Here is a 24,506-nt window from a genome sequence, read left to right on the forward strand (position 1 = left end):
AATATAAAAAACAATAAGCAAAAACTGTGCCAAAATTTAAAAAAATCTCAACTATCTTAAAAAATTTCAAATTTATTAAAAAGATCTGGATTATTTTCTAAAATATTACGCAAGATTAAATCTTCTATCACGCTTTTAGTGCAATCTGTTTGCTTAGGCCAAGTTCTTAAATAACCTTCAACTTCACCCTTAGCACTTGCATCCACTCCAAGCCTTTCTTCTTTGATAAAAATATCTCTTTTAGCATCTATATTATTTACCACACGCCAAACAAGCATATAAGGGTTTTCAAGCTTATTTTCAGTATCCAAAAATACTAAAATTCTAAAATGTTTTTTAAATTCTAAAAGTTTATTAAAACTTTGTTCGATTTTTTCTTTTTTGTCAAGCAAAATGCAAACTATAGGGCTTTTGCTTTCTTTATAAAATTGCTTTAAATTTAAAAGCTCTACCTTGGTTTTAAAAAGTTCTAACAATTTTTCATCTTCTAAAATTTCAAGCTCTTCTAGTTGTGTTTCCTTACAAGCATCAAGTCCTGCTTTACCCCCAAAACAAGAATTAGGCGAAGCATGATCTAATTGATCACAAATTCCTTCTGAAATTAACATTTTCTTTGTATCAAAACGATTTAAAATATAAGGAATTAAAGCATCATAATCTTTCAAAGAAGGTGCATTTTTATCTACAAAAATTGCATGTTTAACAAAACTCATTTGCCCTACTCCCCAAAATGCATGCATAATTTGTTGCGCATGAGCGGGATATTTTGCATCAATTTTTGCTAAGATAAGATTATGAAAGACCCCATTTTCAGGCATATTATAATCAATTAAATCAGGTACTGAAGTTTGAAGCAAGGGTAAAAAAATTCTTTCAGTACCAAGCCCCATGATCTTATCTTCTAAAGGAGGCTTTCCTACAACCGTTGCTTGATAGATCGCATCTTTTTTAGTATAAATTTTTTCTACTTTCATCACAGGAAAAAGTTCAGCAGGAGTATAAAAACCTGTATGATCTCCAAAAGGACCTTCGATTTTAAACTCTTCTAAATCCACATAACCTTCAATAACTACATCGCTATCATAAGGTACAAAAATACCATTTTCACAAGGGGTAAGTTTTGCAGGAGTTTTTTTAATAAAACCATAAAGCAAAAGTTCAAAAATTCCCTTAGGTAAAGGTGCTTGAGAACACCAAATATAAAGTGGATCTCCACCTATAGCTATACTTACAGGCATTTTTTTAAAACCAGCATTTTTGTATTCGTGATAAAAATTTGCCCCATCTTTATGAATTTGCCAATGCATTAAAAGTTCATTTTTATCACTCATTTGCAAACGATACATTCCAAGATTATTTTGAGTTTTATCTAAATTTTGTGTATAAACTTGCCCCATGGTAATAAATTTATCCGCATCATCTTCCCAAGTTCTAAGCACTGGAAGTTCTTCAAGAGAGTTTAAAATTTCATAATCATACAAGGCTTTATTTTTTTTCAGTCTTTTAGGAGGAACATTTTTAAAACTTAACAAATTCATAAAAAAATCCATTTTTGCTTTAAAACTCGTAGGAATATGAAGCTTGGTGAGTTTTGAAATTTCTTCAGCCACCTCTTCATAATCACGCCCAAAAGCTAAATTTAAAGCCTTTTCATTGCAAAAAGTATTCATCAAAACAGGAAATTTATATTGTTTATTTAATTTTTTATCTATAGGATTTTTAAACAATAAAGCCTTACCTTTTTCTCCTTTTTTAGCTTCTATATAGGCTAAATGAGCGATTTCAAGATCTACATCTACAGGCTCTTCAATTACCCTTAAAAGATCATTTTCTTTTAAAATTTGAATAAATTCTTTCATATCATACTCTCAGCTTTTTTTAAAAGTTCTTTAGCACCTTTAGCAATAAACTCCTTAGCCAAACTCTCTCCAAAACCTTTAAAATCATCTTTTTTAATCATTCTTTTATCTTTTAAAATTTCTCTTCCATCGGGTAGTCCAAGCACTGCACGCACACAAATTTCATTTCCTAAAAGCTCTGCGTTAATACCTATAGGAACTTGACAACCCCCTTCTAAAGTAGCAATAAATTCTCTTTCAATGCTTGTTTCAATCAAAGCATTTTCATCATTTAAACATTTTAAAAGTTCTAAAATTTTTTCATCATTTATACTTTCTATACCTAAAGCTCCTTGAGAGGCTGCAGGGATTAGTTCATCCTTGCTAAATTCATAAACAAAATTCACTTGCTTATCTAAGTTTAAGCGTTTAATTCCCGCCATTGCCAAAATAATCGCATCAAAATCATTATTTTTTAATTTCTCTATACGAGAATTAACATTACCACGCAAAGAAATAATCTCTAAATCAGGTCTTAACAATAAAAGCTGCATTTTACGTCTAAGACTAGTAGTGCCTATTTTTGCACCTTTTGGCAAAGAAAGAAAATCTTTATAATTTTGACTTAACATAGCATCATTGCTTTGCTCTCTTTTACTTACCGCTGCCAAAACTAAACCTTGAGGAAAAAAACTAGGCACATCTTTTAAACTATGTACCGCTAAATGCGCTTCTTTTCTTAACATACTTTCTTCAAGTTCTTTTGTAAAAAGTCCTTTGCCGCCAATTTTTGCCAAAGGAGAATCCAGCAAAACATCACCTTTTGTTTTAAAACCTTCTAAAAGCACTTCAATTTGATGTGTATTTTTTAAAATTTGGGCTACATGTTCACTTTGCCAAAGAGCTAATTGACTTTTTCTTGTTGCGATAATAAGCTTCATTTTCTATCCTCTATAATTTCAACATCAATGATTTCTTCATTAGAATTTTGATACTCTTGCTTAGTGTATTGATATTTTGATTTAGTCATTATTTTCAAAGCAATACCAAAGAAAAATACAAAAATTCCAAAAACACTTGTAATAATCCCTGGAACAACAAGTAAAAACCCTGCGATAACAAAAGAAAATTGTGTTAACATATCCTTTAAGCCACCCATTTGAAATTCAAGCATATTTTTCCAAAAAATTCCCAATAAAACCGCACCAAAAATCATACTCAAAAGTATGAAAAACAAAAAATTACCAAAACCAAAAAACACTATAAAAAATATACTTGCAATAATTTCAAGTACAAATAAAGGGCTTAAACTTAATTTATAATTCATAACACTTTCTTTTTAAGAATTTCCATAAGTTCATCAGTTTTTATAAGTTCCTTTACTAAACCTTCTCTTTGGATAAACTCTATTTCATTATTTTCTAATCCTTTACCAATAACTAACGCATAAGGAAAACCCATAAGTTCAAAATCATTCATTTTGACCCCAAAACGCTCATTTCTATCATCAAGTAATACTTCTAATCCAAGACTAGTTAAATCCTCATAAAGCTTGTTAGCAAATTCTAAAGCCTTTTCATCTTTGAGATTTGAAACAATAATTTCAAGCACAAAAGGAGCTAAAGTTTTATTCCAAATACATCCTTTTTCATCATGACTTGCTTCAATAGCTACAGCCAACAAGCGTGAAACACCTATGCCATAACATCCCATGTAAAAAGGCTGACTTTTGCCATTTTCATCTAAGAAATTTGCATTCATCGCTTTGGAATATTTTTGTCCTAGTTTAAAAATATGGCCTACTTCTATACCTTTGCTTTGTTTTAATTTTGCTCCACATTTAGCACAGCAATCCCCTTCTTTAACTTCAATCAAATCTTTAAAACGATCTTTGTTTAAATTTACAACATCAATACCGATTAAATGATAATCTTTTTCATTCGCACCCATAATCATTTGCTTTTCGTTTTCAAGCTCAAAATCTATATAAAAATCTATATCTTTTAATCCCACAAAACCTATAAAACCGGCTACCAAACCAGCTTTTTCTAATTCTTCTTCGCTCGCATCAACTAATTCAAGAGCACTACAAGCATTTTGAGCCTTGATTTCTTGCAAATCATCACTTCCTCTTATAAAAAACACAACTAATTTGCTTTCATTTTCGTAAATAGCTTTTTTTACCACCGCTTTAATCGTATAAAAAGCATTGATTTTAAAAAATTGTGCTAAAGAATCTATAGTTTTAATATTTGGAGTGTGAAATTTGCTTGCATAATTTGCTTCAGGACGCTCATCTTGACAAGTTTTTTTAGCTCTTTTTGCAGCTTCAACATTAGCCGCATAATCACAATTTTCACAAATTAAAATATCATCTTCCCCGTTTTTTGCCAAAACCATAAATTCCTTAGAACCACTTCCGCCAATAGCCCCACTATCAGCTTCAACTGCTCTAAAATCAAGCCCTAAACGCTTTAAGATATTAGAATAGGTCTTATACATAAGCTCAAACTCACGCCCCAAATCTTCTTCACTAACATGAAAACTATATCCATCTTTCATCAAAAATTCACGACATCTTAAAAGCCCAAATCTAGGCCTTGCTTCATCACGAAATTTAAGTCCGATTTGATATAAATGCAAAGGAAGTTGTTTATAGCTTGTGATTTTATTTTTTACCAAAGAAAGCATAGCTTCTTCATGTGTTGGGCCTAAAACAAATTCATTTTCTTTTCTGTCTTTAAAACGCAAGAGTTCTTTTCCAAAAACATTATAACGCCCACTTTCTTGCCACAAACTTGCAGGAGTGACAAAACTAAGATTTACTTCTTGTGCTCCAGCCTTATCCATTTCTTCTTTAACTATATTTTTAATCTTGTCTAAAACTCTTTTTCCCAAAGGCAAGAAATTATAAAGTCCACTACCAATTTGTTCTACAAAACCTGCACGCGTTAAAAAAATATGACTAGGTAAACTCGCATCTTTTGGCGCTTCTTTTAAGCTTGGTGCATAAAATTTAGTAAATCTCATCATTATTCTCCATATCAAATTCACATTTATATTGATTTAAACCTTCAAGATTATTTTGCAAATCAAAAACATAACGCATAGCATTAATCACTGTATCGCTTTGCATTTTACCTTGTAAATGCTTCAAATTTACAGTAGGTGTGTGTAAAAAAGCCTTAAAAACTTGATGAATCAACTTTCTAGCCTCTTCTTTGTCGGATTTTTTCAAGTATCCTTTTTTTAACGCAATTTCAAGTTGTTTATCTGCATATTCTTTAGCTTGCAAGCGTATAGCTTTGATAATAGGCATCAAAGCCAAATCGTTTAAATATCTAAAAAATTCACTTGTTTCACGACCTATTATCCCATAAGCCATACGAGCTTCTTGTTCTCTTAACGCTAAATTTTTTTGAACCACAATCTCAAGATCATCTACGGCAAAAACAGATATATTTTCATTTTCATTGATATCAATATCCCTTGGAACTGCAATATCAAAAAAATACCTTTTATAAGGAAGTTCTTCTATTAAAGCATTTGTAATAATAGCATTTGGTGCATTGGTAGCTGAGAAAAAAAACTCGTATTGATTTAAATATTTTTTTAAATTTTCTAAACTATCATATTCGCTTAAAACACCAAGTCTCTCGCACAAATCTTTGGCTTTTTGTAAATCACGATTTAAAATAATCACTTTAGCACCCGCAGCAATTAAATGTTTTGCTGCAAGTTCCCCCATCTCTCCAGCTCCAATAACAACAGCTTTTTTCTGTGTTAAATCTGCAAGTTCTTTTGCTTTTGCCACAGCAACACTGGACACAGAAATAGGATTTTTAGAAATTTGAGTTTCATTGCGTACCTTAGCAGCACATTTAAAAGCACTATGTACTGCTCGTGAAAGGTGCACTCCGCAAAAATTATTTTTTACGGCAAAAGCAAAGGCATCTTTTAACTGCCCCGCTATCTGAGTTTCTCCAACCACCAAACTATCCAAAGAACTTGCTACGGAAAAAAGATGATGGATTGCTCCACTATCTTCAAAAATATCAGCTTTTTCAAGTAAAATATCTTTATCCACATCACAAAGCAAAGCCAAAGATTTAACAATAAACTCCGCACAGGCCATTTTTACAAAAGCAACAATTTCAACACGATTGCAAGTACTTATAACCAAACATTCTTCAATATTTTCATGAGTGCTAATGATTTTTAAAAACTCACTTTTTTTAGCTTCATTGGAAAAGCTTAACTTTTCCCTTAAGGCAATATCTGTATTTTTATGAGTAAAAGATATACAATAATACATTAAAATTCCCTATCTATCATAGCTTTAATAATATCATTAAGCTTGTTATTATCATATTTTTCAATCGCTTTACTAGCCTTTTTTGCATAAGTTTTAGCTTCTAAAATAGCTTTTTCCAAAGCTTTTTGTTCTTCAAATTTAGTTTTTAGCCACTCTTTTTCATTTTCATTTAAATCTTTTTTAAATAAAGTCTGCAAATATATCCTATCTTGTTCTTGTAAATTTTCATAAAGATAAATATAAGGTAAGGTAGTCTTACCCTCTTTAAAATCATTCATAGCAGGTTTTCCAAGAATTTTTTCATCACTCTTAATATCTAAAATATCATCAATCATCTGAAAAGCGAGTCCTAAATTTTTTCCATATTCTGCAAAATCTTTTTCATATAATCCAGCCAAAATAGCTCCGCATCTCGCACTTGCTTCGATCAAAACAGCTGTTTTATTATAGATCATTTTCAAATAAGCTTCTTTATTGATATTAAATTTCTCTCCCAAATCAACATCCATAAGTTCGCCTATAGCAAGCTTTACAACAGCATCTGAAATAATACTTGCAAATCTAGTATCCATTTTGCTTAATTCATAAAAGGCTTTTGAATACAAAATATCGCCCAACATAAGAGCATTTTTTGTGCCAAATTCAGCATTAACAGATCTTGCTCCACGCCTTAATTCACTCTCATCAATAATATCATCATGCAACAAACTAGCAAGATGTATCAATTCTATAGCTGCGCAAATTTTAAAAGCAATCTCACTCTCATCTGCGATAGCTAATAATAATTTAGAGCGTAATTTCTTTCCTGATTTTACATTTGAAAGCATATTTAAAATAGGTTCATAGCCAAGTTCTTGTAAAAACTGTTTTATTAATTCATCTATTTTTTGCACTATCTTTTCCTTGTTAATTGCTATTATTATTTTCTTTGTTTGTTAATGGTTTTACCTGAGGTTCGTTAAAATTAATCATAGGAACAACCTGATTGTTTTGCGGTGGATTTTGTAAAGCTTTTTTTCTCGGATCTAAAAATTCTACCATTAAACGAGATTCCTTATCTTCTATATAAACTGTAAAAGTTGCCAAACCTTTATTATAAGCACTAAATTCTAAAATCAGTCTTGCTCTATCAATATGTGGATTGGTATAATCAGGTATTAAAGTTTGAGTTACCCAATCTAAATTTCTTCTTAAACTCATCACAAATTGACGCGGATATTTGCGAAATTTCGAATGTACGATGATATTAGTATTATCAAACAAAGTCCAATAAAAATCAAAATTTTGCACCTTATCTTCATAGCCTATTTCTTTAATCTGCACACTAGCTCTCTCATCTTTTTTAAGTATAAATTTATAAGTATAATCAAAAGTTGGTTCAGATGCTAAAACATTGCTAAAAATAAAAAAAATACAAATTAAACAAGGGCTTATTTTAAACAATTTTAGCCTTCGTGTCCTAAAATTTTTGCGCCTAATTCTATATAAATATCATTTTGCCTTTCTTCTATAAAATCACCATTTTCTAATATGAAATTTTTTACATCCATTTCTGTTAAACCTTGTTTTTCTAAAAGTTCTACCATGGCAATATGATCAGCAAAAAATTCCTCAAAAACTTTTTCTAAGGCTCCTAAATTTCCATTTTGTATAATTTCTATAAATTTTTCTTTTGGAGTTTTATTAAACATTTCATCAAAAAAATCCATTAATTTTCCTTGAAAATATAAGTTTTTGATTATAAAATTTTAATCGTTAAAAGTAGCTAAATTAAAATAATTAAAATTTAAATTTTATTTGCAATATGTAAAATTTTAGAAGTTAAATTCCGCATGGTGCGGAATTTATTATGAATGTGGTTTTGCTTGAGTGGCGTATTTTACACCCAAATCAAAAGCTTTAGCATTTGCGTCACGAGTTTTTGCAGGAACCATATGAAGCATAGTTTCCTTTAAAACATCTAAATCTATACATTTGCTCATATAAGCAGCAATTGCAAGTGCTACAACTGATTGAGTAGCCACATTTCCTACCTCATCTTTAGCTATGGTAATAATAGGAATTTCAAAAATTTGCCATTTTTTATAATCTTCACTTTCAGGATGTACCAAATTTGGCTCTACAACTATGATGCCTCCTTCTTTTACACCGCCACGAAAACCTTTATAGCCCTTATCTGCAGTCGAAAGCATAAAGTCTATCTCCCCTTCTACAGCATAAGGAAATAAAATTTCTTTATCATCAATGATAATATCCACCTTAGTAGGGCCACCACGCACTTGTGAAGTATAAGTTGAAGCCTTAAAAGCTTGGCGACCTTCTTTAATGGCTGCTTCTGCTAAAATTTCTCCTGCGGTGATAACACCTTGTCCGCCTTCACCGCCAAATCTTAATTGATATTTCATTTTAAAGCTCCTAAATCCACCATTCTTTTTTCTTTGGCTGCACGACGTACTTCTTCATAAGCGTGGCAGTATTCTGGCTGAGAATTATCTTCATGTAAAATTCCTGTTGGAAATTTATCTTTTCTTTCTTCAAAATCCATGCTTTCAAATTTAGCTTTATCCACAACGCGATTTTTAATCCAATCAAGCATAGCTACAGCTTCGCCCATTTTGTTTTTTCTACCTAGATTGATATGACAATTTGAAAAAACATCTACAAAACTATAACCCTTATGCGCTAGAGCCTTATAAATTAAATTTTCAAGCTTATTAGCTTCGATCACATTACCCCTTGCCACAAAAGAAGCTCCTGCAGCTTTAGTTAATTCACACGCATCAAAATTAGGGTCAATATTTCCAAATTGAGCTGTTACTGTATAAAAACCTTTTGGAGTGGTTGGGCTTGTTTGTGAATTCGTAAGTCCATAGATAAAATTATTGATCACAATGTGGGTTAAATCAATATTTCTACGACAACCATGTATGGTATGATTTCCACCAATTGCCAAAGTATCCCCATCTCCACTTACTACAATAACATGTTTACTAGGATTGGCTAATTTAATACCTGTTGCATAGGCTATTGCCCTACCATGAGTTGTATGAACTGTATTGCAATTTACATAAGAACTCATTCTACCACTACAACCTATACCCGAAACAAGACAAACATCATCCATATTCCAACCAAGTTTTTCTATTGCACGGATAATACATTTTAAAACAACGCCATCACCACATCCCCAGCACCACTGAGTAGGCATTTTATCTACTCTTAGATATTCATCATAATTAAAAGCCATTTATATATTCTCCTTTACCTTAGCAATAATTTCACTTGGAGTGATAGGACGACCATTTGCACGGTGCAAGCTAATAAAATCGCGACGCGAAGTTACTCTTTCAATCTCTTCAAGATATTGTCCCATATTAAGCTCGCTTACCATTACTTTTTTAAATTTGCTTACAACTTCAGCGATTTTTTTCTCAGCCACTGGATAAAGAGTAATTGGACGGAAAAGTCCCACTTTAATCCCTTGCTCTCTTAATCTTTGTATAGCTTCTTTTGCTGAACGACTTACGCTTCCATAAGCAATGATTAAAAATTCAGCATCATTAAGCATATACTCTTCATAAGCACAAATATCTTCTTGATTGTTTTTTATTTTACCTATGAGTCTTTCCATATTTTTTTTCACTATAACTCCATCTTCAGTTGGAAAACCTATATCTCCATGATGAAGTCCTGTAACATGATAACGATAACCTGTAAAGAAAGGATTTAAAGTTGCAGGCTCATTTTCTCCTGCTGCATAAGGTTTATAATCCTTTTTGTCTCCTTCAAATTTTTTACGGTTATACACTTTAATATCTTTTAAATCAGGTAAAACCGCTTTACCATTCATGTGCCCTACAGTTTCATCCATAAGTAAAAATACTGGAGTCATATATTTTTCAGCTAAATTAAACGCTCTAATGGTTTCTGTATAAGCTTCTTCAAGACTTGCAGGAGCAATAGCAATGCTTGCAAAATCCCCATGAGTTGGTGCTTTAGCTTGAAACAAATCTCCTTGTGCTACACGAGTTGGAAGACCTGTCGAAGGACCACCTCTCATAACATTTACAATCACAAGTGGAATTTCAGCAATAAATGCAAGTCCTATTTGCTCCGCTTTTAAAGAAATTCCAGGACCGCTACTTGCAGTCATGGATTTTACTCCACTCATTGCCGCACCAATAGCCACACTAATACCTGAAATTTCATCTTCCATTTGTATAAAAGTTCCATCATTTGCAGGAAGCATATGACTTAGCTCGTGAGCTATCTCACTACTAGGGGTAATAGGATAGCCTCCAAAAAATTTACATCCACAATCAATCGCAGCTTTGGCGATTAAAACATTACCTGTTGCTATAACTTCTCTCATTATTTTTCCTATGCTAATTTTTTGTATTTGTTATTTTTTACGGCTACAGCTCTATCTTTAGACTCAGCAGTAAGTTTGGCAAATTTAAATTCATCTCTTTTTGCCACCATAATAGCAAAATCAGGGCAATGTGTCTCACACTCGGTACAGCCTATACAGGATTCAGGGTGTACCACCTCTATCATTTGTCCTAAAACCGCATGCACATCATCGCGCATAGCTAAAACCCCAGCGGGGCAATAGCTAACACAAATATTGCATGCTTTGCATCTATGCTCATCTACCCAAACAGGGGTATCTTTTGGAGCTGTCATACTCATGTTTTTCCTTTATCAACCTAATATTTTTTGAATTTCTTCACCAATTAAAGCCGGAGAATCCACCACATGAATTCCGTAACTTTTCAAAGCTTCTTTTTTAGCTGCAGCACTTTCATCAGCACTTCCTACTATGGCACCTGCATGCCCCATTCTTTTACCTTTTGGAGCAGTTGCACCTGCAATGAATGCTACCACAGGTTTGCTAATATTTTCTTTAATAAATTTAGCCGCTTCCACTTCCAAACTACCACCAATTTCACCTATCATTACAATAGCTTTAGTTTCATCATCTTTTTGGAATTCACTTAAAAGTTCTTTATAAGCAAGACCTATGATAGGATCACCACCAATTCCTACTGCAGTAGAAATTCCATAACCACCTTGAACTACCTGATTAGCAGCTTCATAAGTTAAAGTTCCACTTTTTGAAATAAGCCCCACGCAACCTTTTTTAAAAATAAAACCTGGCATAATACCTAATTTGCATTCTTCAGAAGTGATAATACCTGGACAATTTGGTCCAATGATTTTCATACCCTTTTTATTGGCATATTGCTTAGCAAACATCATATCTTTTACAGGCGTATGCTCGGTGATTACAACTGCAAGCTTAATACCCGCATCAGCTGCTTCAATCACGCTATCACCCACAGCAAAAGCAGGTACAAAGATCAAGCTCACATCAGCCTTTGTTGCTTTAACCGCATCTACAACGGTATCAAAAACTGGTTTACCTAAATGAGTTTGTCCGCCTTTATGAGGGGTGACACCTCCAACTATATTTGTACCATAAGCCATGCATTGCTCAGCGTGAAAAGTTGCTTCTTTACCTGTAAAACCTTGAACTATTACTTTTGTATTTTTATTAACCAATATACTCATTTTCTATCCTTATCCTACTAAACTTTTTACAAGCTCTGCACCGTTTTTAAGATTGGTTGCTGCTTTGATATTTTTAAGATTTGAATTATCTAAAATTGTCTTTGCTTCTGCTGCGTTAGTGCCATCAAGACGCACTACAATTGGAATATTTACCTCAACATTCTTAGTAGCTTCTAAAATTCCATTTGCTATCCTATCACAACGAACAATACCACCAAAGATATTGATAAATATAACTTTTACATTCTTATCTCTTAAAATGATTTCAAAAGCCTTTGCAACAGTTTCAGGAGAAGCTCCCCCGCCTACATCTAAGAAATTTGCAGGTTTTGCACCACTATAATTAATAATATCCATAGTTGCCATTGCTAGACCCGCACCATTTACCATACAAGCTACATCTCCATCTAATTTCACATAGCTTAAGCCAAATTCAGCCGCTTCTCTTTCAGCAGGATTTTCTTCAGTAATATCTCTAAGTTCAGCAATTTCAGGATGACGATAAAGCGCACTATCATCAAAACTGCATTTTGCATCAAGGGCATAAAAATCCCCTTCTGCAGTTTTAATTAAAGGATTGATTTCAAGCATATTCATATCTTTATCCATGTAAAGCTTATAAAGTTTAGCTATCATAGAAATAAGTTTTTTGCCTTCATCTTTATCAAGTCCTAAAACTCTCGCTACTTCAAGTCCATGAAACATTTTAAAACCAATTTGTGGATCAATGCCTACTTTTGCAATTTTTTCAGGACTTTCTTTGGCTACTTTTTCTATATCCATCCCTCCTTCACTTGAAGCGATAATGGTAATTTGCTCTGCCATTCTATTAAATAAAATAGCCAAATAATACTCTTTTACTATATTAGCGCCACTTTCTATATAAAGTTTTTGCACGAGCTTACCTTCAGGTCCTGTTTGATGAGTTACTAAATTCATTCCTAAAATTTTACTTGCATAATCTTTTACCTCATCTAAATTTTTAGCGATTTTAACACCACCACCAAGACCACGGCCTCCTGCATGAATTTGAGCTTTAACCGCCCAAACACTACCGCCTAATTCTTTAGCATTAGCCACAGCTTCATCTACGCTAAATGCAACTTTTCCCTTTAAGGTAGGGATACCATTATCCGCAAAAATTGCTTTTGCTTGATACTCATGTATGTTCATTTATTCTCCTTTATATTGATATTTGATTAAAGATTTTTCCAATTTGTCTTTTTCTTGTGAACTAAGATCTAATCTCATGATTTCAATCACACCTTCAAGTCCTAATCTTGCCATAACTCCCAAGGCTTTGTTTTGCACTCCAAATTCTCCATGTAAAATCACACTCATGGGTAAAAACTCGCCACTTCTTATGGACTCAAGCATTCTTATGCAAGCACTAGCAGGGGCTAAATAAGCTGAAGTTTTAAGATGTTTGATTACTTTAGCTCCACCTGTTTTAACTTCATTTTCCAAATCATCAAATTCTTCTTCATTTAAAAATTCGCTTATATTTTTATTTTTAACACTTGCGTAAGATTTTACCAAAACCATATCATCATTATGAAAACCAATAAGTCTTGTATCCACGCTTGACATTTTGACATTAAGTTTTTTGGCAAGCTCATACTTAAATCTTGCATTGTCTAAAACTCCCGCCATGGCTATAATTTTCTTTGATGAAAAAATTCCGCTTTCATAAAGAGTATTAAGTAGAAAATCCACAGGATTAGTTAAAATAATAAAAAGCGGATCTTCTGTAAAATCTTTAATTTTTTTAGCGCAATCAAGCATAATGTTTGTATTCAACTGAAGCAATTCTTCTCTACTTTGCCCATCTTTTCTAGCAAAACCTGCACTAAAAAGCACTATATCTGAATTTTTGGTATGAGTATAATCTTTAGTGCAAAGTAAATCTATATTTAAATTTAAAGCAGCTATGCTTTGAGTAAGTTCTAGTTCTTTTGCATAAAGTAAATCCTCATTGATATCTACTAAAACAATTTCATTTGCTATTTCTCTTAAAATCAAAGCATAAGCTACGCTTGAGCCCACATTACCAGCCCCTATAACAGTAATTTTCATCTTTGTCCTATTTTTTCTAAAATAGCGTTAAAAGTTGCACTTGGACGCATGATTTTATTTGCTTTTTCATCATCAAATTTATAATATCCACCCAAATCCACTTTCACACCTTGTGCATCATTAAATTCGGCTCTGATTTTTTCTTCATTAGAAGAAAGCTCTAGGGCAATATCTTTAAAAAAGCTTTGAAGCTCCATATCACTTGCTTGTCTTGCTAAATGATTTGCAAAATACATTGCTAAGTAAAAATGACTTGTTCTATTGTCATCTTCTTTAACTTTTCTTGATGGAGCTTTATTATTTTCAAGCCATTCGCCTATAGCCTCATCAAGACATTCTGCTAAAACCTTAGCTTTATGATTACTACACTTATTTGCATAAAATTCCAAACTTGCTTGCAAAGCCAAAAATTCACCCAAACTATCCCAACGCAGATGATTTTCTTCGACTAATTGTTCTACTTGTTTAGGTGCTGAACCCCCTGCTCCTGTTTCAAACATAGCTCCACCCTTTAACATAGGCACAACAGAAAGCATTTTTGCACTTGTTCCAAGCTCTAAAATAGGAAAAAGATCGGTTAAATAATCCCTTAAAACATTACCCGTGATAGAAATAACATCTTTACCTTCTCGGATTAACTCTAAACTTCTTAAACAAGCTTCTTTTGGAGCTAAAATGGCTATATTTCTACCCTTTTCTTTTAAACGATTTTGTACCAAAGTTATCATGATTTTATTGCTAGCTCTTTTGCTATCTAACCAAAAAATAGCTTCGGCTCCACTAAGTTCTGATCTTTCTATACCTAAATCAATCCAATTTAGCACCGCATCAAATTTAGCCTGATTGACTCTATAAATATCACCTTTTCTAACCTTATGCTCTAATAAAACTTTACCGTTAGAAACTATTTTAAAAGTTCCTTCTTCTTTAGCCACAAAGGTTTTATCGTGCGAGCCATATTCTTGAGCCTTTTTAGCCATTAAACCTACATTAGATACACTGCCAAGTTTTGAAGGATTTAAAGTACCATTTTTATGCAAATCTTCAATAACCGCCTCATAAATAGTTGCGTAAGTTTGATCAGGAATTACGGCATTTGTGTCCTTTTCCTTACCTTCCTTATCCCACAATCTTGCGCCATTTTTAAGCATTGCAGGCATAGAAGCATCAACGATAACATCGCTTGGAACATGAAGATTTGTGATGCCTTTATCTGAATTTACCATAGAAATATCTGCAGATTTAGCTAAAATTTCATTGTATTTTTTTAAAATTTCATCTTTTTTGCTTGAATTTTCGATCTTACTTAAAAGCTCACTTAAACCATTATTTGGATTAATACCTAATTTTTCAAATTCATCTTGAAATTCGATAAATAATTCTTTAAAAAATACTTTTACCGCATAGCCAAAAAGTATAGGATCACTTACTTTCATCATTGTAGCTTTTAAATGCAAAGAAAAAAGCACATCATCATCTTTGCTTGCTTTAATTTCTTTTGCATAAAATTCCTGAAGTTTTTGCACATCCATAAAAGTAGCGTCTAAAATTTCATTTTTTTCAAGTTTTAAGCCCTCTTTTAAAATTTCATTTTTACCATCAACGCTTGTAAATTCTATATTAGCCACACAATCTTGATCGATTAAAACCGCTTTTTCATTAGAGAAAAAATCCCCTTCTTTCATGTAAGAAACACGAGTTTTTGAGTTTGGATTAAACTCAACCACACGATAAGGATTGTTTTTTGCATAGTCTTTTACCGCTTTTGTTGAACGACGATCTGAATTTCCTTGTCTTAATACAGGATTAACCGCTGAACCTAAAACTTTTTGATATTTTGTTTTAATTTGCAATTCTTCATCATTTTTTGGCTCATCTGGGTAATTTGGTAACATGTAACCCTTATCTTGCAATTCTTTAATCGCCGCCTTAAGCTGAGGAATAGAAGCTGAAATATTTGGGGTTTTAATAAGATTTGCATCCGATCTTTTGACAAGCTCGCCTAAAAGCTCTAAAGCATCTTCACATCTTTGCTCCTCTTTTAAATACTCACTAAAAGTAGCTAAAATCCTTCCAGATAAAGAAATATCCGAGGTTTTTACTCCTATATACGCCCTACTTAAAAAAGCTTTCACTATAGGCAAAAACGAATAAGTCGCAAGAGCTGGGGACTCATCTGTTAAGGTATAAGTAATTTGCATTTTTAGTCCTTTAAAAACTTATTTTTATTTTCATTTTTAAGTATATTACAAATAAAAAAAAATGCAAGAGTAAGTTTAAAGTTTGTTTTAGTTTTCAAACAAACTTTAAATATTTTTAATTAAGTAAATTAGCAGGAAGTTGTATGATATTTTTAATAAGATTAAAAGGGGTTTTTAGGGTATCTGTTAAAATTTCGGTATGAAATTTAGGGTCATCTATACTTCCATCTATTTTTAAGTTTGTGCTAATTTCTTGATTTTTACCTAAAATTACATAATTTAAAATTGGAACCTTGGATATAGCTTCTGAAGCTGATTTTAAAGTTTTAAGCTCTAAACTAAAATCCACTGTATTTAATCTTAAATTTGCTGATCCTAAACCATATATATCTACACTATCGCCGTTTAAATTAATAGCTGAAACTCTTAAAAGATCTTTTTTTCTATTAAAAATAATCTTTCCATCATGTAGGCTTAAACCTTTTTGATTAAAAGTTGGAGATTTAAACATCAATAAACTTGGTACAGTATCAATAAAGGAAATAAGCTGATTTACACCTTTTAAATCCTTCACATAAGTGTTTTTAAAATCGATCTGTCCGTCAAAATACTCCAATCCACTTCCTTTTATACTTAAGTTAAACACTCCATCTTGAACAGCTTGTTTTTGTAAAAACTCATTTAAATAATTATCATCAATATTGCTAACGTTTAAATTTAAATCATTAGAAGAATAATAAAGATCAAATTTTGCATTTCCTCTAGAACCTTTAAGATCCAAAGCATTGCCTTTTAAATCAGCCTCTACCCTATCAAAAGCCAAAGTTTTATTAGAATCTGGCAAAATTAAAGCTACATTTGCTCCACCAAAACTAATATTTTGGGTATTAGTAGAAATATCAAATGTTGAATTTGAAGAGTTGGAATCTTTTCTATAAATATAACTTAAATTTTTCAAATGAATTTCTTTATTATCAGAACTTATTTTAGCACTTGCTGTATCACTTTGAGTATGAATTTCCATAACGCCTTTATTTTTTACAATATCAAAGCTATCATTTTCATAAGGAGTTTGACCGTTGATAAGTAAATTATTTTTAAAATAAGCATCATTAACGCTTGCATTAAAATCTTCGAAATTTAAAGTTTTATAATAAACATTTTTAGCATCGATAAACCCAAACTTTTTAAGCAATGGAGAAAATGAAAATAAAATCTTAGGATTACTAAGATTAGCCTCAAGTCCATCTTTAAAATTTAAAATCAAATTCCACTGAGGAATGCTAATGTTAACATTTTGCGAATAATCTAATTTTACTTCTACATTTTGATTTTTTAAATCTAAAAGCTTCCCATTGTCAAAATAAAGCCTTGAAATCTGAGTATTGAAATTTCCTTGCTGTTTTTGTAAGTCAAATTTAGCATTAAAATCAGCCTCTAAAAAGCCATTTTTAACACTAGCATTTTCTATATTTAAATTATTTTGATTTAATTTGACAAATGCTTTTGCAATATTAAAATCAGCCAAAGAAATACTAGCATTCTCTAAAGCTAAAATACCACTATAAAAAATTTCACCCTTATCATGAAAATCAATTTTAAGCTCTAAATCACTTTTAATTTTTCCGCTTTTTTGATAAAAAGGTAATGAAAAATGATAATCTTCCAAAGCTTTAGCAAGTTTTTCGTCAAATTTTAGATTATTAGACTTAATGCGCAAATAAATCCCAGCTTTTTTTTCATCAAACAAATCATATAGATAAACCTTACTAGAACTTAAATCAGCACCATTATAGAAAGCTTTATTAAAGACAAAATCAAGCTTTTGTTTGTTTAAATTTAAATCGAGTTTTGGAATTTCAATAGCATTCATTTTATCATCCAAACGAACTTTGACATTATTAACATAACCTGATGCGCTAATATTGTCTAAATAATAATTATTTTTAGTAAAATCTATAAAGCCCTGCAAATAATCTAAATGATAAAATTCTCCCTTAGCCCTATATGCCATCCAAAGATTTAAACTCTGTGGAAGTTCTATTCTTTTATTAACTCTTTTAAAAATTTCCGTAATATTTCTAATATTTAAATCTTCTATTTTATAAGCTAAATTTTTATCTTTGTAAGAGATACTTGCGTTAAAGTCAAGCAATTCTCCAGTTGCTCTACCTTGAAAATAATAAAACTCGCTCTTAGTATTGATACTTAAATTTCCATCAATATTTAAATCATAATCTTTTAATAAAAGTTTTTTAATACCAGCTATAAGTTCTTTATTTTGACGCTGTAATGTTAATTTTAAAAACAATAAATCATTATCTATAAAAAATTCATTATCTTTAAATAAAATACGCACATGATTATCTTTTATATTTAAATTTTGTATATCAATCTCTTCAACAAAAGTATATAGATATTTTAAATTTTTTGTTATTTTTAAAATCTCTGTTGAAGCATTATCAGAAGAGTGAGTTTGTGATGAAATTTCGGAATTTTGAGTCTCATTTATAGTGATATTTTTTGCTCGTACAATTAATTTTTTATCTAATTTAATATATAATTGTTCTAATTTTAAAAAATCAAATTGGATACTAGAGATGACAATCCCATTTTTAAGCACTATAAACAAAGCTAATATAAGCACAACAAAAAATACAACAATATATAAAATTTTCTTTTTCATACGCAACTTCTTTTTGATATTTATTTTGGGGATTTTTTATTATCTAACTCAGCCTTTAAAAAGCAATTCTGTGGTATTTATTCCCCAAGGTTCAATTTCTCAAATTATAACATATTTAAAGCAAAATAAATATCAGATGAGTAGTATTGATAAATATATTTTATTTTTTTTAGGACACCCTCAATCAGGCTGGATCAACATAGGTACAAAAGATTTAAATAGAGCTGAATTTCTACATAAACTCACTATTGCTAAAGCAGCACTTCAAACCATTACTCTTATCCCAGGGGAAACAAGTGTAATCTTTTTAGAACAAGCAGCCAAACAACTTGAACTTGATAAAGATATACTTTTAAAAGAATTTCAAGCTCAAGCTCCTTATGATGAAGGAGTTTTTTTACCAGAAACTTATAAAATTCCAAAAGGCATTACGGAAAATCTACTCATTCAAATGCTTTTAAACCATGCTGAAATTTCCAATAAAAAAACTTCTGAGAAAATTTTTGGGGATTATAATCCAAAAAAATGGCACCAATATATCATCATCGCTTCTGTAATACAAAAAGAAGCTGCTAACGAAAATGAAATGCCTATAGTTGCAAGCGTAATTTACAATCGACTTAAAAAAGGTATGAAGCTTCAAATGGATGGAACTTTAAATTATGGAATTTATTCCCATGTAAAAGTTACCCCACAAAGAATAAGACAAGATAATAGTTCTTATAATACCTATAAATTTACAGGATTGCCTAAAGAAGCGGTTTGTAATGTTTCTTTAGCTGCTATTCGCGCAGCTATTTTTCCTTTAAAGACAGATTATTTATATTTTGTGCGTGATAAAAATACTGGAGTTCATATTTTTAGCACAAATATAGATGATCACAATAAAGCCATAAATTTACAAAAAGGAAAATAATTTTGATATTTTTATACAAAATAGTTAAATTGGAACAGTATTTGCTTGCTAATATTAAAAATTATAAAAAGGATAAAAAATGATCAACCCATTTAAATCAAAAGAACTAGTTACTGGTGCTTTAGCGGGTAGAAATCTAAGAAATCAACTCATCAATGCCAATCTTGCAAATGTTGATACTCCTTTTTATAAAGCAAGAGATATTGAATTTGAAACAGCTTTGGTAAGTCGTGCAAATGAAATTTTTAAAAAAAATGATAATAAAGAATTGCAATTAGCTGTAACTGAAGAAGGACATCAAAAACCTTGGAAATTTCCAGATCCTAGTAAATCTACTATTTACTTAAGAGACGGACATTTAGCAAGAAATGATGCAAATACTGTTGATCTAGATGTGGAAACCACAGAAATGAGTAAAAATACAATTATGATAACAGCTCTTGATGGAGTTTTAAGAAGACAAAGCAATATCTTTAGTTCTATACTTGATGCAAGCTCTAAATTAAGTTAAAGGTAAATTATGGCATACTTAAGTGATTTTGATATTAGTGGTTATGGTTTAAGTGCTCAACGTTTTAGAATGAATGTTATTAGCTCTAATATAGCTAATGCAAACACTACAAGAACAGCTGAGGGTGGGCCTTATAGAAGACGCGAAGTGATCTTTAAAGCAACAGATTTTGATAAGCTTTTAAATGAGCAAATTAACAAAGATAATAATTTTTTAAAATATGAAAATCCTTTAAATGATCCAAGTTCGCCAGAAGAAGCTAAACCTGCTATTCAAAGTGTTGTAGTGGATAAAGTGGTCAGAGATGACAAAGATTTTCGCATGAAGTATGATCCAAGCCATCCTGATGCAAATGCTGAAGGTTATGTAGCGTATCCAAATGTAAATCCTGTTATTGAAATGGCAGATTTGATTGAAGCTACAAGAGCTTATCAAGCGAATGTAAGTGCTTTTACAAGTGCAAAAACTATAGCTCAAAGTGCGATTGATTTATTAAGAGGATAATAAAAAATGAACAATATTAATGATTTAAGATTAAATAATAATATTTCAAATACCAACAAAAGTCAAAATTCCACAGGAATTGGTGATGAATTTGCCAAGATGCTTAAAAATGAAATCGATGATTTAAATAAAGCACAAGAAAGTGGAGAAGCTGCAATGACAGACATTGCCACAGGACAAGTAAAAGATCTGCATCAAGCAGCTATAGCTATCACTAAAGCTGAAAGCAGTATGAAATTTATGCTAGAAGTAAGAAATAAAGCGATCAGTGCTTATAAAGAAATCACAAGAACTCAAATTTAAACCCTAATGCAAGAATATAAAAAAAATAGGGTTTCAAAAGTTGCCTTTGCCTACTGCATGGCACTTTTGTTTATGATTATTTTTATCAGCTCTACTTTTTTTCTTACATCAAAACGTCATATACCTAACACTGAAAAAGATCAATACGCTCTTGCTCTAAGAGGATCGATTATAACTAAAGATAATTTTACTATCACAAGTTCTAAACAAATTTATCGCGCTGAAATTGATCTTAGAAGTATTAACAAAGATAAATTTGATCTATTTTTAAAGCTTTTTCAAATTTATAGTGGGATAAGTAACGATCAAGTAGCAGATATTAAAAAAAGAATGCAAAATCAAAAAAAACGTTCTTATAATTTTGTTCTTTTACAAAACTTAGATTCCAAGCAAGCAAGCTACCTTAAAGACCTTGCTAAAAAACTTTATATACAAGGCTTTTTCAAAGCTTTTACAAATAATTCTGGAAGAGTTGAAACAAGAGGATTAAATATCATCGAACATGAAGAAGATAGAATTTACATGTCAAAAGATTCTTTTACTCCTATTATCGGTTATACTAAAATGATATTAGATCCAGAAAGTGGAATTTTAAAAAATATAGGAGTTAAAGGTTTAGAAAAATACTACGATGAATGTCTAAGTCCTGTTCAAAATGAAAAAATTCAAGGACTTAAAGATATAGGTGGAAATATTATTTTAAATCTAAATTCACTACAACAAAAAAAGATCAATGGTTGTGATTTATATTTAAATCTTTCTTTGAAACTACAAAAAAGCATAGAAAAAGCCATAGATCAAAGAAATGAGGATTTAAAAGCCAATGAAATCATCGTTGGGGTAATGGAAAGCAAAACAGGAAGAATTTTAGCTTTAGCAAGCTCAAGGCGCTATGACCCGCAAAATCGTGGAAAAGATCTATCAGTTCTTAATGCAAGTGCTATAGAATACGGCTATGAAGCAGGTTCTGTTATAAAACCTTTTATCTTTACAACAGCCTTAAGACTTGGTAAAATAAAAATGGATGAAGTAATTAATACTTATGGCGGTTCTTATAAGCTAGGACGTTTCACCATCAAAGACGATCACAAAATGGACAAAATGACTATGGAGGAAGTTATAAGATATTCTTCAAATATAGGCATGATACAAATTGCTAAAAGACTTAACAATATAGAAATCGTATCAGGACTTAAAATATTTAAATTTGGCGAAAAAAGTGGTATTGACCTACCCTATGAACAAAAAGGAGAAATTCCAAATCCTAAGCGCTTAAGAGATATAGAAAAATCTGTTTTAAGTTATGGTTATGGACTTAAAACAACCTTTATACAACTCCTTGCAGCTTATAATGTTTTCAACAATGATGGGTTTTATATCACACCGCGTTTAGCTGAAAAATTCTATCAAAATGGACGCTTTACAAATCTTGATAATGATGTAAAAAAAGAAAAAATTCTTTCTAGCGAAGCCACTAAAACGATGCAAAATGTTCTTATAAATGTTATAGAAAAAGGAACAGGAAAAAAGGCAATTACACAAGGTATTATTGCAGGAGGTAAAACAGGAACGGCAAGAATAGCCGAAAGACAAGGTTACACCTCAAATCGCTACAATGCATCCTTTTTTGGTTTTGCAAATGATTTAAATCACGCCTATACCATAGGAGTTCTCGTAAGACATCCTACTAAACCCTATAGTTATTATGCTGCACAAAGTGCTTTGCCTATGTTTAAAGATGTTGTTGATATTTTAATCAATGAAGAATTTCTAACGCCTATACAAGACAATAACCAAACTAACACAAACAACTAGTTTGATATATCTTTAGAAAATATCACCTCAACAGCACCTATAAGTTCTTCAGCAATCTTAGCAGCAAAAGTTGTATCATTAAGTATTGAAATTCCTTCAGCTGTTGTGATTTTTCTTACTGAAATAAGATGTTCAACATTGCTCAAGGTTAAAGTATCGATTTCTTTTAAAATTTCTTTTCCTTTTTGAAGATTTTTAATAATCAAATAAAGCTTTTCACGATCTTCAACCACTCTAAGCTCTTCGATACTTCTTAAAAGCTCTCCTAAATTCGATCTAATTTTATTATACTCTAAAGCCAAAAATTCATTAGAAGAACTAGAATATTTCTTAATATTTGCTTGGATAATTTTTAAATTTTTAGTTGTTTCGACTAAATTTTTAGCTGCCATCTTAAAGGTAAAAATTTTATGATTCTTTGTTTCATCGTTAATATAAACTTGTGCTTTAGTTGAAAAATCAATAATAGCTTCAAAAAGAACCTTTATCCTAGTTTGATACAAATAGTCCAAATCCACATTTTTACTAAACCACCTTTTATTTTCTAAAATTTCTTTAAAACTTTTATCACTTTGTATATCTTTACGACTAAAACCTATAGCATGAGCAACAATTGCATAGGTATTGTTATAAAGATGCTCGCTTTCTTTCCTTAAAGCTTCGATGGCTGTGTCACTAAACTTAACCAAACTACTATCAAGATATAAAGGCTTGTCTTTATTCTTATCTTTAGGAGCTTTTACTATCTTATTTAAAAAAAGAACAATTTGAGGAGTAAAGAATGAAAAAAGCACAACACCAATTAAATTAAACAAAGTGTGAAATAATGCTACTTTCAAAGCTATATCTTCTATGTTTAATATAATGGATAAAAAATTAAGAAAATGTATAAAATAAGGAAAAATAAGCACTATTAAAAAAGCTATACCAAAATTAAAAATACAATTTGCAAACGCTAATTTCTTTCCTTCAATATTGGTACTTAAAGAAGCTAAAACAGCCGTTACAACCCCTCCAACACTAGTACCTAAATTTGCTGCTAAGGAATTTTCCAAACTGATTTGTCCAGCAAGTAAAGCAGCAACAATAATAGCCATTGTAGCTGTGCTTGATTGTATAACTCCTGTAAGCAAAGCACCTAATCCTAAAAAAACAAAAACTCCTTTAAAACCAGCAAAATCAAAGCGAGAAAGATCAATTATATGTTTAAAATTTTCAAAACCACTTTTAATATAATCCACACCCAAAAAGAAAAATCCTATACCAATAAAAATATTACCCAAACCCTTTAATACACTATCTTTTTGAAAGAAAAATAATACTCCAATAATCAAAAGTGGGATAGCTAACATTGAAATTTTAATATTTGTCAAACCAACAATCAGCCAAGAACTTGCCGTATTTCCTAAATTTGCTCCAAAAATAATCCCTATGCCCGCACCTAAAGAAATAAGCCCTGCACTCAAAAAAGAAATCGTAATAATAGAAACTAAAGTTGAAGATTGCATAATTAAAGTACTTAAAGTACCAAAAAGTATACTTTTTATCTTTGTATCAGTTGACTTTGCTAAAATTTTTTCAAGCAAACCACCACTAAAAGCTTTAAAACCTATACCTAAATTAGTCATTCCAATAAGAAGTATTGCCACTCCTGCTAAAAGATTGGCAAGCTCGTCATAACGAATTAAAATAAAAATCAGAACTAAAGCAAAAATGCTCCATGAAATAAATTTAAAATATTTTAAAGAATTTCTTTCCTCTTGCAAT

The 24,506-nt window shown here is 31.0% G+C and carries 23 protein-coding genes; 5 read left to right on the forward strand and 18 right to left on the reverse strand.

Annotation, left to right across the window (positions count from 1 at the left end; genetic code table 11):
* Window positions 1-56: 56 nt before the first annotated feature.
* From AJ885_RS04420 to AJ885_RS04500, 17 genes are all read right to left on the reverse strand, one after another.
* Window positions 57-1,859 (reverse strand): menaquinone biosynthesis decarboxylase, encoded by a 1,803-nt coding sequence (locus AJ885_RS04420; RefSeq protein ID WP_070280798.1) that lies wholly within the window; start codon window positions 1,857-1,859, stop codon window positions 57-59.
* Window positions 1,856-2,779 carry a hydroxymethylbilane synthase gene (gene hemC, locus AJ885_RS04425; protein ID WP_053872531.1) on the reverse strand — a complete coding sequence of 308 codons (924 nt, stop codon included), beginning with the start codon at window positions 2,777-2,779 and terminating at the stop codon, window positions 1,856-1,858. Before hemC ends, AJ885_RS04420 begins: the two co-directional genes overlap by 4 nt.
* On the reverse strand, window positions 2,776-3,165 hold the full coding sequence (gene fxsA / locus AJ885_RS04430) for an FxsA family membrane protein (protein WP_002861266.1): 390 nt from the start codon (window positions 3,163-3,165) through the stop codon (window positions 2,776-2,778). Before fxsA ends, hemC begins: the two co-directional genes overlap by 4 nt.
* Window positions 3,162-4,871 carry a proline--tRNA ligase gene (locus tag AJ885_RS04435; protein WP_079860276.1) on the reverse strand — a complete coding sequence of 570 codons (1,710 nt, stop codon included), beginning with the start codon at window positions 4,869-4,871 and terminating at the stop codon, window positions 3,162-3,164. Before AJ885_RS04435 ends, fxsA begins: the two co-directional genes overlap by 4 nt.
* Window positions 4,855-6,153: a glutamyl-tRNA reductase gene (hemA, locus tag AJ885_RS04440; RefSeq protein ID WP_053872533.1), complete on the reverse strand. Its 1,299-nt coding sequence runs from the start codon at window positions 6,151-6,153 to the stop codon at window positions 4,855-4,857. The genes AJ885_RS04435 and hemA overlap by 17 nt, the downstream gene beginning before the upstream one ends.
* Window positions 6,153-7,046 carry a hexaprenyl-diphosphate synthase gene (locus AJ885_RS04445; protein WP_044779925.1) on the reverse strand — a complete coding sequence of 298 codons (894 nt, stop codon included), beginning with the start codon at window positions 7,044-7,046 and terminating at the stop codon, window positions 6,153-6,155. The genes hemA and AJ885_RS04445 overlap by 1 nt, the downstream gene beginning before the upstream one ends.
* 13 nt (window positions 7,047-7,059) lie before the next feature.
* Window positions 7,060-7,596: a hypothetical protein gene (locus AJ885_RS04450; protein WP_002870948.1), complete on the reverse strand. Its 537-nt coding sequence runs from the start codon at window positions 7,594-7,596 to the stop codon at window positions 7,060-7,062.
* Window positions 7,597-7,598: 2 nt separating this feature from the next.
* Window positions 7,599-7,862 (reverse strand): DUF2018 family protein, encoded by a 264-nt coding sequence (locus AJ885_RS04455; RefSeq protein WP_002854834.1) that lies wholly within the window; start codon window positions 7,860-7,862, stop codon window positions 7,599-7,601.
* A gap of 138 nt (window positions 7,863-8,000) precedes the next feature.
* Complete coding sequence (locus AJ885_RS04460) at window positions 8,001-8,558, reverse strand: 2-oxoacid:acceptor oxidoreductase family protein (RefSeq protein WP_002870949.1); 558 nt, start codon at window positions 8,556-8,558, stop codon at window positions 8,001-8,003.
* Window positions 8,555-9,400 (reverse strand): 2-oxoglutarate ferredoxin oxidoreductase subunit beta, encoded by an 846-nt coding sequence (locus tag AJ885_RS04465; protein ID WP_002854895.1) that lies wholly within the window; start codon window positions 9,398-9,400, stop codon window positions 8,555-8,557. The genes AJ885_RS04460 and AJ885_RS04465 overlap by 4 nt, the downstream gene beginning before the upstream one ends.
* Entirely contained in the window at window positions 9,401-10,525 is a 1,125-nt protein-coding gene (locus tag AJ885_RS04470) for a 2-oxoglutarate synthase subunit alpha (RefSeq protein ID WP_002921590.1), read from the reverse strand. It abuts the gene before it with no gap.
* Window positions 10,526-10,533: 8 nt separating this feature from the next.
* Window positions 10,534-10,845: a 4Fe-4S binding protein gene (locus AJ885_RS04475; protein ID WP_032599199.1), complete on the reverse strand. Its 312-nt coding sequence runs from the start codon at window positions 10,843-10,845 to the stop codon at window positions 10,534-10,536.
* Window positions 10,846-10,857: 12 nt separating this feature from the next.
* Complete coding sequence (gene sucD, locus AJ885_RS04480; RefSeq protein ID WP_044779927.1) at window positions 10,858-11,727, reverse strand: succinate--CoA ligase subunit alpha; 870 nt, start codon at window positions 11,725-11,727, stop codon at window positions 10,858-10,860.
* A gap of 9 nt (window positions 11,728-11,736) precedes the next feature.
* Window positions 11,737-12,900 (reverse strand): ADP-forming succinate--CoA ligase subunit beta, encoded by a 1,164-nt coding sequence (gene sucC, locus AJ885_RS04485; protein ID WP_002855069.1) that lies wholly within the window; start codon window positions 12,898-12,900, stop codon window positions 11,737-11,739.
* Window positions 12,901-13,803, reverse strand: a complete 903-nt coding sequence (locus AJ885_RS04490; protein WP_053872536.1) for a malate dehydrogenase — start codon at window positions 13,801-13,803, stop codon at window positions 12,901-12,903.
* Window positions 13,800-16,004: an NADP-dependent isocitrate dehydrogenase gene (locus AJ885_RS04495; protein ID WP_053872537.1), complete on the reverse strand. Its 2,205-nt coding sequence runs from the start codon at window positions 16,002-16,004 to the stop codon at window positions 13,800-13,802. Before AJ885_RS04495 ends, AJ885_RS04490 begins: the two co-directional genes overlap by 4 nt.
* A gap of 115 nt (window positions 16,005-16,119) precedes the next feature.
* On the reverse strand, window positions 16,120-18,690 hold the full coding sequence (locus AJ885_RS04500; RefSeq protein WP_070209771.1) for a DUF3971 domain-containing protein: 2,571 nt from the start codon (window positions 18,688-18,690) through the stop codon (window positions 16,120-16,122).
* On the opposite strand from AJ885_RS04500, the gene mltG reads away from it, so the two are divergent.
* The 5 genes from mltG (at window position 18,605) to AJ885_RS04525 (ending at window position 22,739) form a co-directional block, all read left to right on the forward strand.
* Window positions 18,605-19,606 carry an endolytic transglycosylase MltG gene (gene mltG / locus AJ885_RS04505; RefSeq protein ID WP_053872539.1) on the forward strand — a complete coding sequence of 334 codons (1,002 nt, stop codon included), beginning with the start codon at window positions 18,605-18,607 and terminating at the stop codon, window positions 19,604-19,606. The two genes, AJ885_RS04500 and mltG, sit on opposite strands and share 86 nt — an antisense overlap.
* A gap of 79 nt (window positions 19,607-19,685) precedes the next feature.
* Entirely contained in the window at window positions 19,686-20,117 is a 432-nt protein-coding gene (gene flgB, locus AJ885_RS04510; RefSeq protein WP_070209770.1) for a flagellar basal body rod protein FlgB, read from the forward strand.
* A gap of 9 nt (window positions 20,118-20,126) precedes the next feature.
* Window positions 20,127-20,621 (forward strand): flagellar basal body rod protein FlgC, encoded by a 495-nt coding sequence (gene flgC / locus AJ885_RS04515; protein ID WP_002855235.1) that lies wholly within the window; start codon window positions 20,127-20,129, stop codon window positions 20,619-20,621.
* 6 nt (window positions 20,622-20,627) lie between these two features.
* Window positions 20,628-20,924, forward strand: coding sequence for a flagellar hook-basal body complex protein FliE (fliE, locus tag AJ885_RS04520; RefSeq protein WP_002856884.1), 297 nt, complete (start codon window positions 20,628-20,630; stop codon window positions 20,922-20,924).
* Window positions 20,925-20,930: 6 nt separating this feature from the next.
* On the forward strand, window positions 20,931-22,739 hold the full coding sequence (locus AJ885_RS04525) for a peptidoglycan D,D-transpeptidase FtsI family protein (protein WP_053872541.1): 1,809 nt from the start codon (window positions 20,931-20,933) through the stop codon (window positions 22,737-22,739).
* Here the strand turns inward: AJ885_RS04525 and AJ885_RS04530 are convergent.
* Window positions 22,736-24,505 (reverse strand): Na/Pi cotransporter family protein, encoded by a 1,770-nt coding sequence (locus AJ885_RS04530; RefSeq protein ID WP_053872542.1) that lies wholly within the window; start codon window positions 24,503-24,505, stop codon window positions 22,736-22,738. The two genes, AJ885_RS04525 and AJ885_RS04530, sit on opposite strands and share 4 nt — an antisense overlap.
* Window position 24,506 lies beyond the last annotated feature (1 nt).

This window comes from Campylobacter sp. BCW_6464, assembly GCF_001762775.1.
Lineage (GTDB): Bacteria > Campylobacterota > Campylobacteria > Campylobacterales > Campylobacteraceae > Campylobacter_D > Campylobacter_D jejuni.

What these genes read in the sequence shown, in the direction of transcription:
- sucC (WP_002855069.1), bottom strand. Translation starts at nt 12,900, where the DNA reads ATGAACATACATGAGTATCAAGCAAAAGCAATTTTTGCGGATAATGGT.
- AJ885_RS04500 (WP_070209771.1), bottom strand. Translation starts at nt 18,690, where the DNA reads ATGAAAAAGAAAATTTTATATATTGTTGTATTTTTTGTTGTGCTTATA.
- mltG (WP_053872539.1), top strand. Translation starts at nt 18,605, where the DNA reads ATGACAATCCCATTTTTAAGCACTATAAACAAAGCTAATATAAGCACA.
- hemC (WP_053872531.1), bottom strand. Translation starts at nt 2,779, where the DNA reads ATGAAGCTTATTATCGCAACAAGAAAAAGTCAATTAGCTCTTTGGCAA.
- AJ885_RS04465 (WP_002854895.1), bottom strand. Translation starts at nt 9,400, where the DNA reads ATGGCTTTTAATTATGATGAATATCTAAGAGTAGATAAAATGCCTACT.
- flgB (WP_070209770.1), top strand. Translation starts at nt 19,686, where the DNA reads ATGATCAACCCATTTAAATCAAAAGAACTAGTTACTGGTGCTTTAGCG.
- AJ885_RS04470 (WP_002921590.1), bottom strand. Translation starts at nt 10,525, where the DNA reads ATGAGAGAAGTTATAGCAACAGGTAATGTTTTAATCGCCAAAGCTGCG.
- AJ885_RS04525 (WP_053872541.1), top strand. Translation starts at nt 20,931, where the DNA reads ATGCAAGAATATAAAAAAAATAGGGTTTCAAAAGTTGCCTTTGCCTAC.
- AJ885_RS04475 (WP_032599199.1), bottom strand. Translation starts at nt 10,845, where the DNA reads ATGAGTATGACAGCTCCAAAAGATACCCCTGTTTGGGTAGATGAGCAT.
- AJ885_RS04420 (WP_070280798.1), bottom strand. Translation starts at nt 1,859, where the DNA reads ATGAAAGAATTTATTCAAATTTTAAAAGAAAATGATCTTTTAAGGGTA.
- fliE (WP_002856884.1), top strand. Translation starts at nt 20,628, where the DNA reads ATGAACAATATTAATGATTTAAGATTAAATAATAATATTTCAAATACC.
- sucD (WP_044779927.1), bottom strand. Translation starts at nt 11,727, where the DNA reads ATGAGTATATTGGTTAATAAAAATACAAAAGTAATAGTTCAAGGTTTT.
- AJ885_RS04490 (WP_053872536.1), bottom strand. Translation starts at nt 13,803, where the DNA reads ATGAAAATTACTGTTATAGGGGCTGGTAATGTGGGCTCAAGCGTAGCT.
- AJ885_RS04435 (WP_079860276.1), bottom strand. Translation starts at nt 4,871, where the DNA reads ATGATGAGATTTACTAAATTTTATGCACCAAGCTTAAAAGAAGCGCCA.
- flgC (WP_002855235.1), top strand. Translation starts at nt 20,127, where the DNA reads ATGGCATACTTAAGTGATTTTGATATTAGTGGTTATGGTTTAAGTGCT.
- hemA (WP_053872533.1), bottom strand. Translation starts at nt 6,153, where the DNA reads ATGTATTATTGTATATCTTTTACTCATAAAAATACAGATATTGCCTTA.
- AJ885_RS04460 (WP_002870949.1), bottom strand. Translation starts at nt 8,558, where the DNA reads ATGAAATATCAATTAAGATTTGGCGGTGAAGGCGGACAAGGTGTTATC.
- AJ885_RS04495 (WP_053872537.1), bottom strand. Translation starts at nt 16,004, where the DNA reads ATGCAAATTACTTATACCTTAACAGATGAGTCCCCAGCTCTTGCGACT.
- fxsA (WP_002861266.1), bottom strand. Translation starts at nt 3,165, where the DNA reads ATGAATTATAAATTAAGTTTAAGCCCTTTATTTGTACTTGAAATTATT.
- AJ885_RS04455 (WP_002854834.1), bottom strand. Translation starts at nt 7,862, where the DNA reads ATGGATTTTTTTGATGAAATGTTTAATAAAACTCCAAAAGAAAAATTT.